The sequence below is a fragment of the Lactobacillus sp. ESL0261 genome (assembly GCF_003693025.1).
Classification (GTDB): domain Bacteria; phylum Bacillota; class Bacilli; order Lactobacillales; family Lactobacillaceae; genus Lactobacillus; species Lactobacillus kullabergensis.
On record NZ_REHN01000014.1, the window covers coordinates 108,678 to 123,729 of the forward strand.

15 protein-coding genes and 1 pseudogene are annotated in these 15,052 nt (G+C 34.6%); 11 read left to right on the forward strand and 5 right to left on the reverse strand.

Going from position 1 to position 15,052, the window contains the following annotated elements; genetic code table 11:
- The first annotated feature begins 89 nt into the window (after positions 1–89).
- The 5 genes from F5ESL0261_RS09880 (at position 90) to F5ESL0261_RS09900 (ending at position 4,770) form a co-directional block, all read left to right on the forward strand.
- Positions 90–2,435, forward strand: coding sequence for an ATP-binding cassette domain-containing protein (locus F5ESL0261_RS09880; protein ID WP_122053119.1), 2,346 nt, complete (start codon positions 90–92; stop codon positions 2,433–2,435).
- 159 nt (positions 2,436–2,594) lie between these two features.
- The gene (locus tag F5ESL0261_RS09885) at positions 2,595–3,320 is read left to right on the forward strand and encodes a glucosamine-6-phosphate deaminase (RefSeq protein ID WP_122053120.1); all 726 of its coding nucleotides are present in this window, start codon (positions 2,595–2,597) and stop codon (positions 3,318–3,320) included.
- 156 nt (positions 3,321–3,476) lie between these two features.
- The gene (gene amaP / locus F5ESL0261_RS09890; protein WP_147446241.1) at positions 3,477–4,031 is read left to right on the forward strand and encodes an alkaline shock response membrane anchor protein AmaP; all 555 of its coding nucleotides are present in this window, start codon (positions 3,477–3,479) and stop codon (positions 4,029–4,031) included.
- An 11-nt stretch (positions 4,032–4,042) separates the two neighbouring features.
- On the forward strand, positions 4,043–4,225 hold the full coding sequence (locus F5ESL0261_RS09895) for a DUF2273 domain-containing protein (protein WP_045928847.1): 183 nt from the start codon (positions 4,043–4,045) through the stop codon (positions 4,223–4,225).
- 14 nt (positions 4,226–4,239) lie between these two features.
- Positions 4,240–4,770 carry an Asp23/Gls24 family envelope stress response protein gene (locus tag F5ESL0261_RS09900; protein WP_370448935.1) on the forward strand — a complete coding sequence of 177 codons (531 nt, stop codon included), beginning with the start codon at positions 4,240–4,242 and terminating at the stop codon, positions 4,768–4,770.
- A gap of 386 nt (positions 4,771–5,156) precedes the next feature.
- Here F5ESL0261_RS09900 and F5ESL0261_RS10340 read toward each other — a convergent pair whose 3' ends face one another.
- The 4 genes and pseudogenes from F5ESL0261_RS10340 to F5ESL0261_RS09915 all read right to left on the reverse strand — a co-directional run bounded on the left by F5ESL0261_RS10340 (position 5,157) and on the right by F5ESL0261_RS09915 (position 8,302).
- Positions 5,157–5,252 (reverse strand): putative holin-like toxin, encoded by a 96-nt coding sequence (locus tag F5ESL0261_RS10340; RefSeq protein ID WP_370448929.1) that lies wholly within the window; start codon positions 5,250–5,252, stop codon positions 5,157–5,159.
- Between the two features lie 206 nt (positions 5,253–5,458).
- Positions 5,459–5,691 (reverse strand): annotated as a pseudogene (locus F5ESL0261_RS10235) (IS3 family transposase); the annotation flags it as partial.
- 369 nt (positions 5,692–6,060) lie between these two features.
- Positions 6,061–6,471: a hypothetical protein gene (locus tag F5ESL0261_RS09910; RefSeq protein ID WP_147446242.1), complete on the reverse strand. Its 411-nt coding sequence runs from the start codon at positions 6,469–6,471 to the stop codon at positions 6,061–6,063.
- A gap of 202 nt (positions 6,472–6,673) precedes the next feature.
- A complete protein-coding gene (locus F5ESL0261_RS09915) occupies positions 6,674–8,302 on the reverse strand; it encodes an ABC transporter ATP-binding protein (protein WP_122053124.1) in 1,629 nt (542 codons plus the stop codon).
- A 667-nt stretch (positions 8,303–8,969) separates the two neighbouring features.
- On the opposite strand from F5ESL0261_RS09915, the gene F5ESL0261_RS09920 reads away from it, so the two are divergent.
- The 5 genes from F5ESL0261_RS09920 to F5ESL0261_RS09940 all read left to right on the forward strand — a co-directional run bounded on the left by F5ESL0261_RS09920 (position 8,970) and on the right by F5ESL0261_RS09940 (position 12,729).
- The gene (locus tag F5ESL0261_RS09920) at positions 8,970–9,620 is read left to right on the forward strand and encodes a deoxynucleoside kinase (RefSeq protein WP_046325735.1); all 651 of its coding nucleotides are present in this window, start codon (positions 8,970–8,972) and stop codon (positions 9,618–9,620) included.
- A 12-nt stretch (positions 9,621–9,632) separates the two neighbouring features.
- Positions 9,633–10,322: a deoxynucleoside kinase gene (locus F5ESL0261_RS09925; RefSeq protein WP_122053125.1), complete on the forward strand. Its 690-nt coding sequence runs from the start codon at positions 9,633–9,635 to the stop codon at positions 10,320–10,322.
- A gap of 241 nt (positions 10,323–10,563) precedes the next feature.
- Positions 10,564–11,205, forward strand: coding sequence for an amino acid ABC transporter permease (locus tag F5ESL0261_RS09930; protein ID WP_045928853.1), 642 nt, complete (start codon positions 10,564–10,566; stop codon positions 11,203–11,205).
- Positions 11,206–11,220: 15 nt separating this feature from the next.
- Positions 11,221–11,874 (forward strand): amino acid ABC transporter ATP-binding protein, encoded by a 654-nt coding sequence (locus F5ESL0261_RS09935; protein ID WP_122053126.1) that lies wholly within the window; start codon positions 11,221–11,223, stop codon positions 11,872–11,874.
- On the forward strand, positions 11,875–12,729 hold the full coding sequence (locus tag F5ESL0261_RS09940; protein ID WP_122053127.1) for an amino acid ABC transporter substrate-binding protein: 855 nt from the start codon (positions 11,875–11,877) through the stop codon (positions 12,727–12,729).
- On the opposite strand, the gene F5ESL0261_RS09945 is transcribed toward F5ESL0261_RS09940, so the two are convergent.
- Complete coding sequence (locus F5ESL0261_RS09945) at positions 12,726–13,517, reverse strand: Cof-type HAD-IIB family hydrolase (protein WP_122053128.1); 792 nt, start codon at positions 13,515–13,517, stop codon at positions 12,726–12,728. The two genes, F5ESL0261_RS09940 and F5ESL0261_RS09945, sit on opposite strands and share 4 nt — an antisense overlap.
- A 227-nt stretch (positions 13,518–13,744) precedes the next feature.
- Here F5ESL0261_RS09945 and F5ESL0261_RS09950 point away from each other — a divergent pair, with 227 nt between their 5' ends.
- Positions 13,745–15,052 (forward strand): NCS2 family permease, encoded by a 1,308-nt coding sequence (locus tag F5ESL0261_RS09950; protein WP_122053129.1) that lies wholly within the window; start codon positions 13,745–13,747, stop codon positions 15,050–15,052.

Here is a 15,052-nt window from a genome sequence, read left to right on the forward strand (position 1 = left end):
AGATAATAACCATCATATTTTGGCGTTACTCTTTCATAAATGTTAAACTATCTCTTATTAATTAATTATTAAAAGAAAGAGAAAAAGACATGTTACAATTAAAAGATTTACGTAAATCATACCATGTCGGTGATACGGTTACTCATGCGCTTGATGATGTTTCTATATCATTTCGTAACCAAGAATTTGTTGCAATTTTAGGTCCCAGTGGTTCCGGTAAAACCACGTTATTAAATGTTGTCGGTGGACTTGATCGCTATGATAGCGGCGATCTCATTATTAATGGCAAATCTACTAAGAATTTTAAGGAAACTGATTGGGATGCATACCGAAATAATTCTGTCGGCTTTGTTTTTCAAAATTATAACTTAATCTCACACTTGTCAATTATTGCCAATGTTGAATTAGGAATGAATTTATCCGGAGTTTCTGCCTCAGAACGACGCAAAAGAGCAATGGATGCTTTAACTCAAGTCGGTTTGAAAGAACATATTTCTAAAAATCCGAACCAATTATCCGGTGGTCAAATGCAACGTGTAGCTATTGCTCGCGCTTTAGCTAATAATCCCGATATTTTGCTATGTGACGAGCCCACTGGTGCCCTTGATACTGAAACCTCTGAGCAGATTATGAAGTTAATTAAAGAGCTGTCAAAAGACCGCTTGGTAGTTATGGTTACGCACAATCCCAAGTTAGCTCAGGAATATGCTACCCGAATAGTTAACTTTCAGGATGGAAAAATTTTAAATGATTCCAATCCTTTTATTCCTGAAGAAGAAAAAGATACTTTTAAATTAAAGCGTACTAAAATGTCATATTGGAATGCTATTAAATTAAGCTTTACCAATATTATGACTAAAAAAGGCAGAACAACTTTAACTGCTTTTGCTTCAAGTATCGGTATTATTTCTATTGCCGTCGTTTTAGCGTTATCTAATGGCTTTCAAAAGCAAATTGATACGACCATGAGTAAAGCACTGGCTAAATATCCCGTGACCATCAATCAAACTGCTACTGATGCCAGTAGCGTTGCAGACCGGAACGAATCTGAAAAGAATGTTAAAAACCGGGGTTATTTAACCGTTGAAAAAGATAAGATGCAGGAATCCACTCATCAAAATAAAATTAATCAAAAATATGTTAATTATGTCAAAAAAATAAATCCCAATTATGCTAACAATATTTCCTATCAGCGTGGGATTAACCTGAATTTGCTCACTCGCAGCAAAAATAAAATTAAGCGTGTCCAATTTTCTCCTATTGCAGCTAATTCAGATAGCTCTCAAGCAGCTGCACAAATGCGAATGCAAGCAATTAGTGCCACTGGCTTAGGCTCATCAGTGTTTCCTACTACACTTAATTCCAGTAAAAGCAATTTCCTTAAAGAAAATTATCAACTTTTGTCTGGTGCATGGCCGCATAAGGCTACAGATTTGGTTTTAGTAACAGATAACGAAAATAAACTAAACATTAATATTATTAAAAACTTAGGATTGAAGGCTAAGGCAGGTGAGAAGTTAAATTATCAAAAATTTGTTGGGAAGAAATTTAAAGTTGTCGACAACGATGATTATTACCAAAAATTGCCAACAGGGATGTTTATTCCTCAAAAAATAAGTAATTCTATGTATGACAACAGCAAAACCCAAATGCAAATTGTAGGTGTCATTAGACCAAAAGATGAGAATTCTATGGCACTCCTGTCTTCAGGAATTGCTTACAGCGATCAGCTAACTCAAAACATTATCAAGAAGAATAAAAAATCAGAAATAGTACGAGCCCAGAAGAAGGCAGAACAAAATGTAATGACCGGACAAGATATGAATGCCCGAGAAAAGAAACAGATGCTGCAATCAATTGGTGGTTCAACCATTCCAACGAGCATAATGATTTATCCCAACGATTTTGATGCTAAAGATAAAGTGCTTGATTATTTAGATAAATGGAATCGTGGTAAAAAAAGAAAGAATAAAATTATTTATACTGACATGTCTAGTGCCGTTACCTCAATGACTGGTGGCTTACTTAACGGGATTACTACCGTATTAGTTGCATTTGCTGCTATTTCGTTAGTAACTTCAATGATCATGATCGGCATTTTAACTTACACTTCTGTTCTTGAAAGAACGAAAGAAATTGGTATTTTAAAGGCTTTAGGCGCCCGTAAGAAAGATATCACCAGAGTGTTTGATGCTGAAACATTCATTCTGGGTGTCTTTTCTGGAGTTTTGGGAGTAGTCGTTGCCTGGCTGCTAGTCTTCCCTATTAACAGTATTTTATACTCCATCACAGATTTAGCTAATGTTGCCCAACTTAATCCAATACATGCTTTAATATTAATCCTTATTTCAACTGTTTTGACAATGGTTGGCGGACACCTGCCGGCACGTATGGCTGCTAAAAAAGATGCTGCTATTGCTTTAAGAAGCGAATAAAATTTTTAAAAAAGTCCAATTAATGTTACATGTGAAACAAGCATTAGTTGAACTTTTTTTATTTACCAAAAACAATACCTGCTATTATTACTAAGTTTGTTGACAAATTGGCATATACCAATTTATAATTGAGATAACGATTATGGAGGGGCAAATAAAATGAAAGTTATTATCTCAAGTGACAAGACTAACGGCAGTAAAAAAGGTTTTGAAATATTTAAGAATAGTATTAACAGTGGCAGCAAAGTTATTGGGTTAGCAACTGGATCAACTCCTGTAAATCTTTATCAAGAGTGGGCTGAGAGTAATTTAGATAACAGGAATTTAATTAGTATTAACCTTGATGAATATGTAGGTTTAACTCCTGATAATGATCAAAGCTATCACTATTTTATGCAAAAGAATCTGTTTGCTAAAAAGCCTTTCAAGCATTCATATATTCCTGATGGTATTAGAGCTATCAAAGATCCAGAAGGAACTTCTGCTGACTATAATAAAATTATCGCTGAAAATCCAATTGATATTCAGCTATTAGGCTTAGGTCAAAATGGCCACATTGCGTTTAACGAACCAGGTACATCATTTGATTCTGTTACACACGAAGTGCAATTAACAGAGAATACTATTAAAGCCAATTCTCGTTTCTTCAATAATATTGACGAAGTACCTAAATCAGCAATTTGCATGGGTATTGCAAACATTATGTCTGCCAAAGAAATCGTCATTATGGCTTTTGGTGATAATAAAGCTGAAGCTGTTCAAAAGATGGTTGAAGGTCCAGTAACTGAAGAAGTCCCAGCTTCAATTTTGCAAAAGCATGAAAATGTAACTTTGATTGTTGATCAAGCTGCAGCAAATAAATTAGGTGCAAAATATTCTAACTAATTAATTCAAATGATATACAAAAATGCGATGCGTAATGCATCGCATTTTTTGTGTGCTATTTTACAAACTATTATTGTATACATACGGTGCATATTATTAGTCTGTTAAAATAATCAGTATTATTATTAAGATGAACCATGAGAGGATGGTGATAAGTTGAAAAGGAGTAAAAAATGGCTATTGGTATTATGCATGTTGTTACTACTACCTTTGCCTTGTTATTTAATATGGGAAACCAGTAGTTTCTGGCAAAAATATTTAAAGATTAAACTACCGCATTTAGGTTCTCTTAATCCTATATTTGCCTGGTATTTAATTGGTATCAGTCTAATTGTTTTTATAATACTAATTGTTAGTTTAATTGTCATCCTATTCTGGCCAGTCCAGAGAAACTTTAATTTAATTCATAAACGTGATGGTCAAGTTAAGGTTACTTCAAAAGCCATTAATAGCTATGTAATGAATTCACTTGCTGACTTGCCTTACTTAAATAATGCAAAAGTCAGTTCCAAGTTAACAGGACGCCGGATTAAAATTAAAATTGGCGGTGACTTGGGTCCAGGTGAAAACATTGCCGTCCTACTTGACGATTATCTTGAAGAATTAAAAAAGAATCTGAAGCAGTTGCTAGGAATTGAGCAAAAACCAAAAATTAAAATCAAGTTTATCAATTATCACAAGGGTGATAAACCTGAAAAGCGCGTTCAATAAAGGAGGTTAAGATGAAAGAAGAATACAAAAAATACCTCCCAGAAATAAGCGGTGCTGTAATTGGTGTTTTACTAGCATTATGCTTTTTGGTACTGGGATTTTTCAAAACTATTTTTGTCATCGTGATGTTAGTCTGCGGCTTTTTGGTTGGACATTACTGGCCAGTGTTCAAAAAAATGCTGCAAAATAAATAATTTATATAAGGAGTATATGCAATATGGTACAATCAAGTTCAAATCAAGGTAGTTCAAAACCAGAAGTTAAAGGTGACTTAAAATACGATTCAAAAGTAATTCAAAAAATTGTGGGTATTGCTTTATCAGATATTAAAGGTTTATTAACTGTTAATGGTGGCTTTTTCTCAAATATCGCTGATAAAATTGTCAACAGCGATGATGTCACTTCAGGTGTAAACGTTGAAGTTGGTAAAAAACAAGTAGCTGTTGACATTGAAATTGTTGCAGAATATGGCGTTGATATTACTAAACTATATGATCAAATTAAGCAAAAAATTCAAGAAAAAGTCAAAGAAATGACTGGTCTTGATACTGTTGAAGTCAATGTTACTGTAGTTGATATTAAAACTAAAGAGCAACACGAAAAAGATTCTGTCAGCTTACAAGACCGTATCACCGGGGCTGCTAGTGACACTAAGGATAAAATTACCGATCAAAAAGACAAGGTTCAAGATAAAGCCGAAGAAAAGAAAAAGGAATCTAAAGAATCTAGAGTTAAATAATAAACATAATTTCAATCTGCAAACGCAAAATTTATAAAGTGCATGTCTGAGAACAAATAAACTATGAACTTATGAAAAAAAGAAGGTAAAGCATAATTTTGGTGTTAACCATAAAATTAGGACGCTTTATTAGTTGTTAACTTCGGATAGCATTCAAATCGTATAGAGAAAAATTAGGGATATCTCAGATAACTTAATCAAATTCTTGTGCAAGATTAGTTTAATCATGCTAAAATAATGCTATAGAGAAAAGAAGCCTTGTAAAAACAAGACTTCTTCTCTGAATTTCAAGCAGCCGCTTTAAAGGCGGTTGACTCAATTACGTTTTTAATCAAAAAGACCAATCCCATAACTGGCCAAAGTTATTGTTGGGACGGTCTTTTTGTTTACCTGTGCTTGTCGATATAGGTCAACAAGACAATAATAAACGAGGCAAAGGCCAGTGCTAATTCTAGCGCATGGTACACACTCACCGACTGCACACCTTCCTAAAAGATTTCGTGCCATAAGCACCCTCTCCCTTCAAGTGAAACAGCCAACCGCCCTCAAAACAATTTGCCATCAATTCAAATTTAATTATAGCAAAGATTGCCTTATTCCTAAACAACAGTAATCGCTTAATTTAAAAGACTAGACCACTTTTGATGTTAATGATGTGAACCCTAAAATTAGGGTACTTTATTAGTTGTTAGCGAAGGACTAACTGCCGATATTCAATCGGAGTTAGTCCTTTTAGTTTGATTTTGATTCTTTGCTGATTTAATACTCAATGTAGTCTCTAATCGCATCTTCCAGTTCAGTGAGATTCTTAAACTGCTCTGCAAATCCATAAAACACTTCTTGTTTGAGTATCCCGAAGTAGCCTGCCATTAAACCATCATCAAGCCAATTGCCCTTGCGTGACAGTGATTGACTAATGCCATGGTCTTTGCTTGAACTCTGTCATATTTGTGATTGGGATAAAACCCACTGAAGCTGCGCTTAATCAGGTCAGGTTTGATCATACCTTGAAAGCTTGCTCCTTAAAATTACTTGTATGAAGTAGCAAAAGGCTGGTCTAAAATAGCTAGACCGTGATGGTCAATCAAAGCCAACAAATATAATCAATATTAGACCTACCAACCCGATAAAGCTGACTTATTTCAGTAGAACTAATTTGATAATCATACCAAAGATGATAGATTTCAATTTTATCTTGTTTAGATAATTTAGTCATAAAAATAGCCTCCAAATTTGTCCTAAATTTGGGGGTCATTTCATAACTCTACTGCCTTTTATGAATTAATGAAATTAATCGTAATATTGATCCTGGTCTAAAGCAGTTTCATCGAAATTAACTATCATAAATTCATAGTTTGAAAAACACTCCATCCAATTGTTATAGTAGTCGTTCTCTTTTTTTAGCGACTCACTGTTTTCTTCTATTATAAAAGGCTTTGAACGTATATTAAAATTTGCATGTATTGCACCTAGCAAATTCAATAAACGCAAGAAATCTTTTGCGGAATTCACACTTACATGAAAAGATTTAAACGAACTATTATTTTCGCCAAGATAACTTTTTGCTCTATTATACTCATCAACAGATTCTGTTTTAAAATTTTCAACACTATTTATATTCTCTTCAATAATAGCTGTCGGAGCTTGATTTTTAAAAAGATCTAGTATCTTTCTTAATTTAAAAAATTGTTCATCATTCATTTTTATCATTCCATTTAAAAGGCGGTGCGTGGAAACATTATATCTCCTAAGAAGCCATCAATTTTGCCGCTTATTTCTGCAGAATATTAGGTAGTAGCTGCATTTGCATTTAAGAGTATCTGCATAAAACACTATGCTCATAATTTAAAAGACTAGAGTTTCACAACTTATTTAATTGGTTGATAAAAGAAGTATTATTCTATCATCCCAATTCGATTACTTGATCAAACTGCTTTTTAATTTCAGGTCGCAAGTGATGGGAAATATAGACTAAAGTGACCTTGCCCAAATCAAGCAGACTTTGTTCAATTTTCTGGCCATCTTTTTCATCAATTGCGGAAGTAATTTCATCGGCCAAAATAACCTGCGGATTACCCAGCAATTGCCGTGCAAGCGCAATTCGTTGCTTTTGACCACCTGAAATATTATTACCAGCATGTTTTAAAACAGTGTCAAGACCGTTGGCACTGTCAGCAACAAACTCTTCGAGACCGGCACGCGTAATTGCAGCATTAACTTCTTTGTCAGTTGTCTCCCGATCTAAAGTGATGTTATAACGCAGGCTGCCGTCAAAAATATAGGCAGACTGGTCAATGTAAGCAATCTGCTTGTGCAGCGAACTAAAATTAAGTTCGCTGTATTCATCATTATCCCAAGTCAGCGAACCTTGGTAACCTGTTAACAAACCACCAATTAATTTTACAAGGGTTGATTTGCCACAACCAGACGGACCAACAATGGCCACTCGTTCCCCTCGCTTAATGCTGCCGGCAACATTCATTAAAATAGGTCTGTCACTATTAGGATAGCTGAACGAAAGGTCACTAAATGCAATTTGCTGAGTCAAAGGAGCAACATTCTTATCCCCTGTTTTTTCCTGCGTATTAGCTAATTTATTATATTTGTCAAAAATAGGTTGAACTGCCCGAATTGAAGTTAGATCAATACTGATTTCTGTCAAGCTGCCAAAAACATTCCCGGACATTGAACCAACAATTAAAATAGCTCCAATTGGAATCTGGTTATGAAAGGCCAGGTATCCGGATTCAACAGTTAAAATAGTTTGAGCAGATACACTAATCAGGTTAATCAGTGCATTAGAAAAGGACATTTCCGTAATGTAATTAACCCGAGCCTGTCCAGTCTTATCTGATGCCGCAAGAACTATTTTATTGAGCAATTTTTGCTGACCAAGTGTGAGCAGATTGACAAAACCCTCAAGAACATCAGTTATTTTTGACGTTAATACTTCATTTTGCCTGCTTTGTTTTTGCGACAGTTGTTCCAACTTTTTCTTAAAAAGACGGGGAAATAAAATCATAACAACAGCAAAAACCAAAGTGGTTACAAATAAGAGTGGATGGTAAGAAAACAGGATGACACTGGCAATAATGCCCAAGAGTGCACTGCTAAATGTTTGCTCTAAACTGAAAAAGCCATCTTGATTAATTTGGTTAATATCGTTAGTAAACCAGGAAACATAGTCAGCTTCCGTGTGCTTGTTGAAGTCTTCATACTCTTGGCGACCAATTATATGGGCCAATGCGTTCCTAATGGAATTATCGACAGCTTTGATGATTACAGCAGAATATCGTGAACTACAAAAAAAGAAAATCAGAAAAAAGCCCCAGCTAAGCAAGTTTAAACCTGTATCAATCATAAAGCCGTTTAGGTTATGCTGAGTCAAAGCAGTAAGTGCATTACCTTTAAAAATGCTGGCAGCAGTTTGTGCCAAATTCCGGCCAAAATAGAAAATAGCCAGAATCACATACATGCCTGAATTACATTTAATGTAGGTCCAAAGCGAAAATTTTGTTATAGTATCGTCCATGATTTACTTCCTGTCAAAACATCTATTTTTAGAGCTAATACTAAAATGACATATCTTCCTGAGAGAAACAGTTTGCAAAGAACATTAATCTTTGACCTATTTCAAAGCTGCAGGCTCTCAAATAATTTAATTATTGTGGGCTTTAGCATTCCTTCTAAAAATCCCCTAAGTACCAATTACGGCATGAAACATACTAATTTGCCCTTTTTATTTGAAGTATTTTCTACTACCTTTATAATTTATTTATCATTTTATGGCTTTTATAATATAAAAGCAATCTATTTTTAATTTTTATATTTAGAATCATTTCTTCGCAACAGTATATAAATAGTGCAACTGCTTTCAGCTTCGTTTGCTTTAACAATAAAAAAGCTAAATGCCAGCTGTACGGCTTGCTATAGAATAAATATTTCCATCATGCTCTAACTCTATTGCAAGTTAATAACTATTAGTTTAATTTTGAGGATTTATTTTAGTTTCACGTGTAACACAGTTTAAAATCATAAGTTCAAATTTTCAATTTTGACAATATCTACAACTTTTTACTTCTGTATTATACAAAATCACTTGACTTTTAAGACACAATTTAAATTTACTTTTTCCTTGTCTACCACTATATCTCGTATTAAACTAAATAAGAATCTATATATTGTATTTATGAAAGAACGTGATCCAAGTTATTGTTTTAAGTGGGCCAATTGGAGCCGGTAAATCCAGTTTAACTAGTATTTTAGCTGAGCACTTAGGTACACAAGCCTTTTATGAGGGAGTTGATAATAATCCTGTTCTTCCTTTATATTACCAAGACATGAAACGCTATACTTTTTTGCTTAATATCTATCTGCTTAACCATCGTTTAGCACAAATCAACCAGGCAATCCGAGAGAAAAACAGTGTTTCAGACCGTTCGATTTATGAAGACGCACTCTTTTTCAAAATGAACGCCGATAGTAAAGTGGCTGATCCAACTGAGTTTAAGATATATGATAGTCTACTCGAAAATATGATGGAAGATACCCCAGGTAATCCCAGCAAAAAGCCAGATTTACTAATTTACATTCACGTTTCTCTAGACACTATGCTTAAGCGCATAAAAAAACGTGGACGTTCATTTGAACAAATTAGCACAGATCCCAGTTTAAAAGACTACTACGCACGGTTAATTAAGTATTATGAACCATGGTATGAGAAATACGATGCCTCTCCTAAAATTAAAATTGATGGAGATAAGTACGATTTTATCTGCGATGAAGATGCCAAAAAAGAAGTTTTAAATCAGATTGATGACAAATTGCACGCTATAGGCAATTTAGAATAGAGAAGGAACGTGATGACAGTTATTGTTTTAAGCGGGCCAATTGGAGCCGGTAAATCCAGTTTAACCAGTATTTTAGCTAAATATTTAGGAACTAAACCTTTTTATGAAAGTGTCGATAACAATCCTGTATTGCCACTTTTTTATGCTGATCCTAAAAAATACGCATTCTTACTTCAGGTATTTTTCCTAAACACTCGTTTTCGTAGTATCAAGGATGCATTAACTGATGATAATAACGTTCTTGATCGTTCAATTTATGAAGATGCCCTTTTCTTCCAAATGAACGCCGACATTGGTCGGGCCACCAAAGAAGAAGTAGATACATATTACGAACTTCTCAACAACATGATGGGTGAACTTAAGCACATGCCAAAGAAAAATCCAGATCTGCTGGTTCACATTAATGTTTCATACGATACTATGATTAAAAGGATCCAAAAACGAGGACGTCCTTATGAACAGCTGAGCTACGACGCGACGCTGGAAGATTATTATAAGAGACTTTTGCGTTACTACAAACCCTGGTATGAAAAATACGATTATTCTCCTAAAATGGAAATTGATGGTGACAAGCTAGACTTCATGACTGATGACCATGCTAGAGAAGTTGTACTTGATCAAATCGTTGCCAAGCTAAAAGAAATGGGTAAATTACCTAACTCTTGGGATAAACCAACAGATATTCAAATTGAGCAACCATAAACCATTTTAAAGAGCCATTAGCTACAGCTAGTGGCTCTTTTCATGTCATGTTTATCAAAATTAACTATCAGCAAGTTACAAATTTCCATATTGATTAAATAAAATTTCGAAAACTATGTTATGATTAAAACATATATTTTTTCACATATTTTTTTAATCAATTTATATAATTTAGCTAGTATCAAAAGAGTTGCCATATTAGCCTCTCTAATCAAAATAAATTCAGTAAAAAGGAGAAAAAATGAACTATATCCTTTCAATTATGCCCTCTTTAATTTCAGGTGCAAAGATGACATTAATTTTATTCTTTTGGACTTTAATTGTTTCTATTCCCTTGGGAATTATAGTCAGCCTAGGCTTGCTTTCGCATTTTAAGCCCTTAAGATTAATCTTAAAATTTTACATTTGGATTATGCGGGGTACTCCTCTTCTGCTACAATTAATTTTTATTTTCTATGGTTTACCGATAGTCGGCATCATTTTTGAGCGCTACGATGCAGCACTTTTTGCCTTTATTTTAAACTATACAGCCTATTTTGCCGAGATATTCCGTGGTGGCTTTCAGTCAATCCCTGTAGGTCAATACGAAAGTGCTCGCGTTTTAAGACTAAATTACTGGCAAACATTGAGCCATATTATTATTCCTCAGGTCAGCAAAATAGTTATACCTTCAATTGGCAATGAAGTGATCAACTTAGTTAAAGATACTTCTTTAGTCTATGTAATTGGTTTGGGTGAACTCTTACGTGCTGGCAATGTTGCTACAGCAAGAGATGTAACACTAATTCCTTTAGTGATAGTCGGTATAATATATCTATTAATGACAGGTATCGCATCATTTTTGCTGAAAAAAATTGAACACAATTTTGCAAAGTGGAAGTAAATTAGGGGAAATACTATGCTAGAACTTAAAAACATTACTAAAAAATTTGGCTCTCGTACGATTTTAAACAAGTTAAACTTAACTATTCCTGACAGGCAAATTTTAGCCATTGTAGGACCATCTGGAGCGGGAAAAACTACTTTGTTGCGCTGTTTAAGCGGTTTAGAAAAAATTGATTCCGGTGACTTTTTGTGGGATGGGCAAAAGTTTGATCCGGCCGCTCCTGATAGTAAAAGTCATATTATCGGAGTCGTTTTTCAAAGCTATGAGCTTTTTCCCAATTTAACTGTAATCGAAAATATTACCCTGGCACCAACACTAGTTTTAAAAGAAAGTGCAGATCAAGCACAAGCCCGTGCGCGAAAATTGCTTGAACAACTAGATTTAACAGGTAAAGAACAGCTCTATCCCTATCAGCTCTCTGGAGGTCAGCAACAAAGAGTAGCTATTGTACGTGCGCTAGCAATGGAACCCCATATTTTATGTTATGACGAACCCACTTCCGCTTTAGATCCTGCTTTAAGAACAAAAGTCGGAGAAATAATTTTAAAACTTAAAAACAATAACAACATGACGCAAATTATTGTTACCCATGACATGGAATTTGCTCGCCAAGTGGCCGATCAGGTATTCAAAGTAAAAGCATTAGATGATAAGAAGGTAATATAAGTGAAAACTAAGCGCCTCTTAATCCTCATAATAACGCTCATCTGTACTTTATTTTTTTCTGCCTGTAGTGGCATATCAGTTAATAGAAAAGCTAACGTAGTTGACAACTGGTCTCATATCAAGCAACGAGGCTATGTTACAGTTGGTGTAGATGATACTTTTGTGCCCATGGACTTTAGGCAAAAAAATGGTCAGTTAATTGGTTACGACGTTGATCTTGCCAATGCTGTATTTAAACAATACGGTATTAACGTTAGTTTTCAAACAATTGACTGGTCCATGAATACTACTGAATTAAAAAACGGCACAATTGACCTTATATGGAATGGTTTTAGCAAAAATCCCGAGCGTGAAACTAAGGTAAGTTTTAGTAAGACTTACCTATATACTTCTCAAGTATTAGTAAGTCTTAAAAAGAACAAAATTAATACCATTGCCGCAATGAAAAATAAGACTTTGGGCGTTCAAACCGGCTCTTCCGGCTATAATGACGTAATGAAATATCCAAAAGTTTTTAAAAATCATATTAAAAATCAAGACCCGATTCTCTATGATTCCTTCACTAATGCATTTATAGACCTAAATGCAGGCCGTATCCAAGGATTATTAATTGATAGCACCTATGCAAATTATTACATTTCGCGGCAAAAACATCCTGAAAACTTTACTGAGATCAAAAGTCCTTTTCCAAAAGAAGAATTTGGTGTAGGTATGAGAAAAAGCGACTTAACCTTGCACAAGAAAATTAATTACGCCTTAGAAAAGCTGGCAAAAAATGGTACCTTAGCAAAGATTAACCACAAATGGTTTGGCAACAAAGCCGAATCTCCTTTGCTTCAAACGAAAAAGGATTAATTTAAACTATCAAGTACCGCAGCTATTCCATCGTGGTTGTTATCTAAAGTAGTTCTAAATTTCTTTTTCAAGTCTTCTGGTGCATTTCCCATTATTACAGGATGACCTACTGATTGAAGCATTTTCTCATCATTATAATTATCCCCAAAAGCCCAGCAGTCTTTCAGTTCCATGCCAAAAGCCTGGGCTATTACTTTTACCCCTTGACCTTTAGAAACTCGTTTAACAACGACCTCCAATAAATTTGCGGCAGATTTCACTATATAGAGTTCTGGATAGAGCCGCCTTAATTCTTTTTGAGTAGCATCTAATAAGCTTGGCGTTCCCATGAGCAAAATTTTATGTACATTTTTGAGTTGCGCTATTTCAGTAATCGAACTAGGTTGAGCTTTAAATTTAACAATTTTCTCCTCATTTTCAACCAAACCATTATTATTACCTGGGAAATAATACCAGTTGTCGTCACTATAGACATTCCACACAACGCCATTATTTTTACCTTCGATATAAGAACATATTTTGGCAGCTTTTGAAGAAGACATAAAATGAGAATCAAGGATATGACCCATTTCATCTAAAACCAAAGCACCATTATAGGCTACCATTGGACATGATTTGGTAATTTCTCCCACAACAGACATAATTGCCTTAGGCATACGTGCAGAAACTGGTACAAACACATTGCCTTTAATAATTTGTTTACGAATAGCAAGTTTAGTATTCGGTGTTACTTCTTGCTTTGAGTTAATTAATGTGCCATCTATATCCGAAAAAATTAGTATTCCCATTTTTTCTCCTAACAGTATGCATAATCTACTACTGACCTATGTTCATTTTACCGATTAAAGCATTAGTTGGTCAATTCTTAGCCGAATGTACTTAGTTAAAAATTATAGCTATTTTTATTGCTTTCTTGCTAATATAATTCGTGTTTACATTATTTTAAATGAATGATAAACTATTATAGGCGTTAATTTTGATATAAAACGCGAACAATAATTTTGGGAGAGGTTAGATGAACTTTATAAAGAGTTATTTTCAACTCGATAAGTATAAAACTAATGTAAAAATTGAATTTCTAGCTGGATTAACAACTTTTATCAGTATGTCATATATTTTATTTGTTAATCCTAGTGTTCTGGGAGCCAGTGGCATGAACAAAGGAGCAGTCTTCACAGCAACTGCCTTAGCTAGTGCTCTGGGTACCGCAATTATGGGAATTGTTGCCAATTACCCTATTGGAGAAGCTCCTGCCCTGGGCATCAATGCGTTTTTTGCTTATACAGTTTGCATAGGCATGCATGTTTCATGGGAAACAGCCTTAGCTGCTGTTTTCGTAGCATCTATCATCTTTATTTTAATTACTATGTTTAAGCTGCGAGAGATGATAATTAACGCCATTCCTTCCGATCTAAAATTTGCCATTTCTTCCGGAATTGGTTTGTTCATCGCTTTCTTGGGAATGCAAGATGGTGGCTTAATCGTAGCAAATAAATCAACTTTAGTTGGTTTAGGATCACTTCATGATCCAGCTGTTTGGATTACTATCTTTGGCTTAATTGTTACCGTTATTTTAATGATCTTAAATGTACCAGGTGCTATCTTTATTGGAATGGTTTTAGCAGCCATTTTTGGTGTAATCACAGGGCAAATTTCTTTACCAACTAAAATAATTTCTGTTGCACCAAGTATCGCTCCATCATTTGGTCAAGCAATTTTTCATGTTAAAGACATCAATACTTTACAAATGTGGGTTGTTGTCCTTACTTTTCTTTTAGTAACATTCTTTGATACTGCAGGTACTTTAATTGGCTTAGCCCAACAAGCCGGCTTTATGAAAGACAATAAGATGCCCCGGGTAGGTAAAGCACTTGCTTCAGATTCCACTGCCATGATGGTTGGTTCAGTATTAGGAACTTCACCTGTAGGTGCATTTGTCGAATCTAGTGCCGGTATTGCTGTTGGCGGCAGAACAGGTTTAACAGCTGTCTTTGTAGCAATTTTCTTTTTAATTTCAATGATATTCAGTCCCCTCTTAGGACTATTTACTACTCACGTCACCGCTCCAGCATTAATTATAGTCGGGGTTTTGATGGCTCAAAATACAGCTCATATTCAGTGGGATAAAATGGAAATTGCCGTTCCTGCCTTCTTAATTTTAATCGGTATGCCTTTAACCTATTCAATTTCAGATGGTTTAGCTCTAGGTTTAATAACATATCCTATATGTATGGTTGCTGCTAAGAGAATAAAAGAAGTTACACCAATGATGTGGATACTTTTCTTCGTATTCATCGTATTCTTATGGGTATTAAATTTTTAA

Bases quoted from the DNA above. Each gene is read 5' to 3' on its own strand.
- F5ESL0261_RS09885 (WP_122053120.1), top strand. From the start codon at position 2,595: ATGAAAGTTATTATCTCAAGTGACAAGACTAACGGCAGTAAAAAAGGT.
- F5ESL0261_RS09895 (WP_045928847.1), top strand. From the start codon at position 4,043: ATGAAAGAAGAATACAAAAAATACCTCCCAGAAATAAGCGGTGCTGTA.
- F5ESL0261_RS09925 (WP_122053125.1), top strand. From the start codon at position 9,633: ATGACAGTTATTGTTTTAAGCGGGCCAATTGGAGCCGGTAAATCCAGT.
- F5ESL0261_RS09930 (WP_045928853.1), top strand. From the start codon at position 10,564: ATGAACTATATCCTTTCAATTATGCCCTCTTTAATTTCAGGTGCAAAG.
- F5ESL0261_RS09880 (WP_122053119.1), top strand. From the start codon at position 90: ATGTTACAATTAAAAGATTTACGTAAATCATACCATGTCGGTGATACG.
- F5ESL0261_RS09935 (WP_122053126.1), top strand. From the start codon at position 11,221: ATGCTAGAACTTAAAAACATTACTAAAAAATTTGGCTCTCGTACGATT.
- F5ESL0261_RS09950 (WP_122053129.1), top strand. From the start codon at position 13,745: ATGAACTTTATAAAGAGTTATTTTCAACTCGATAAGTATAAAACTAAT.
- F5ESL0261_RS09910 (WP_147446242.1), bottom strand. From the start codon at position 6,471: ATGAATGATGAACAATTTTTTAAATTAAGAAAGATACTAGATCTTTTT.
- F5ESL0261_RS09945 (WP_122053128.1), bottom strand. From the start codon at position 13,517: ATGGGAATACTAATTTTTTCGGATATAGATGGCACATTAATTAACTCA.
- F5ESL0261_RS09915 (WP_122053124.1), bottom strand. From the start codon at position 8,302: ATGGACGATACTATAACAAAATTTTCGCTTTGGACCTACATTAAATGT.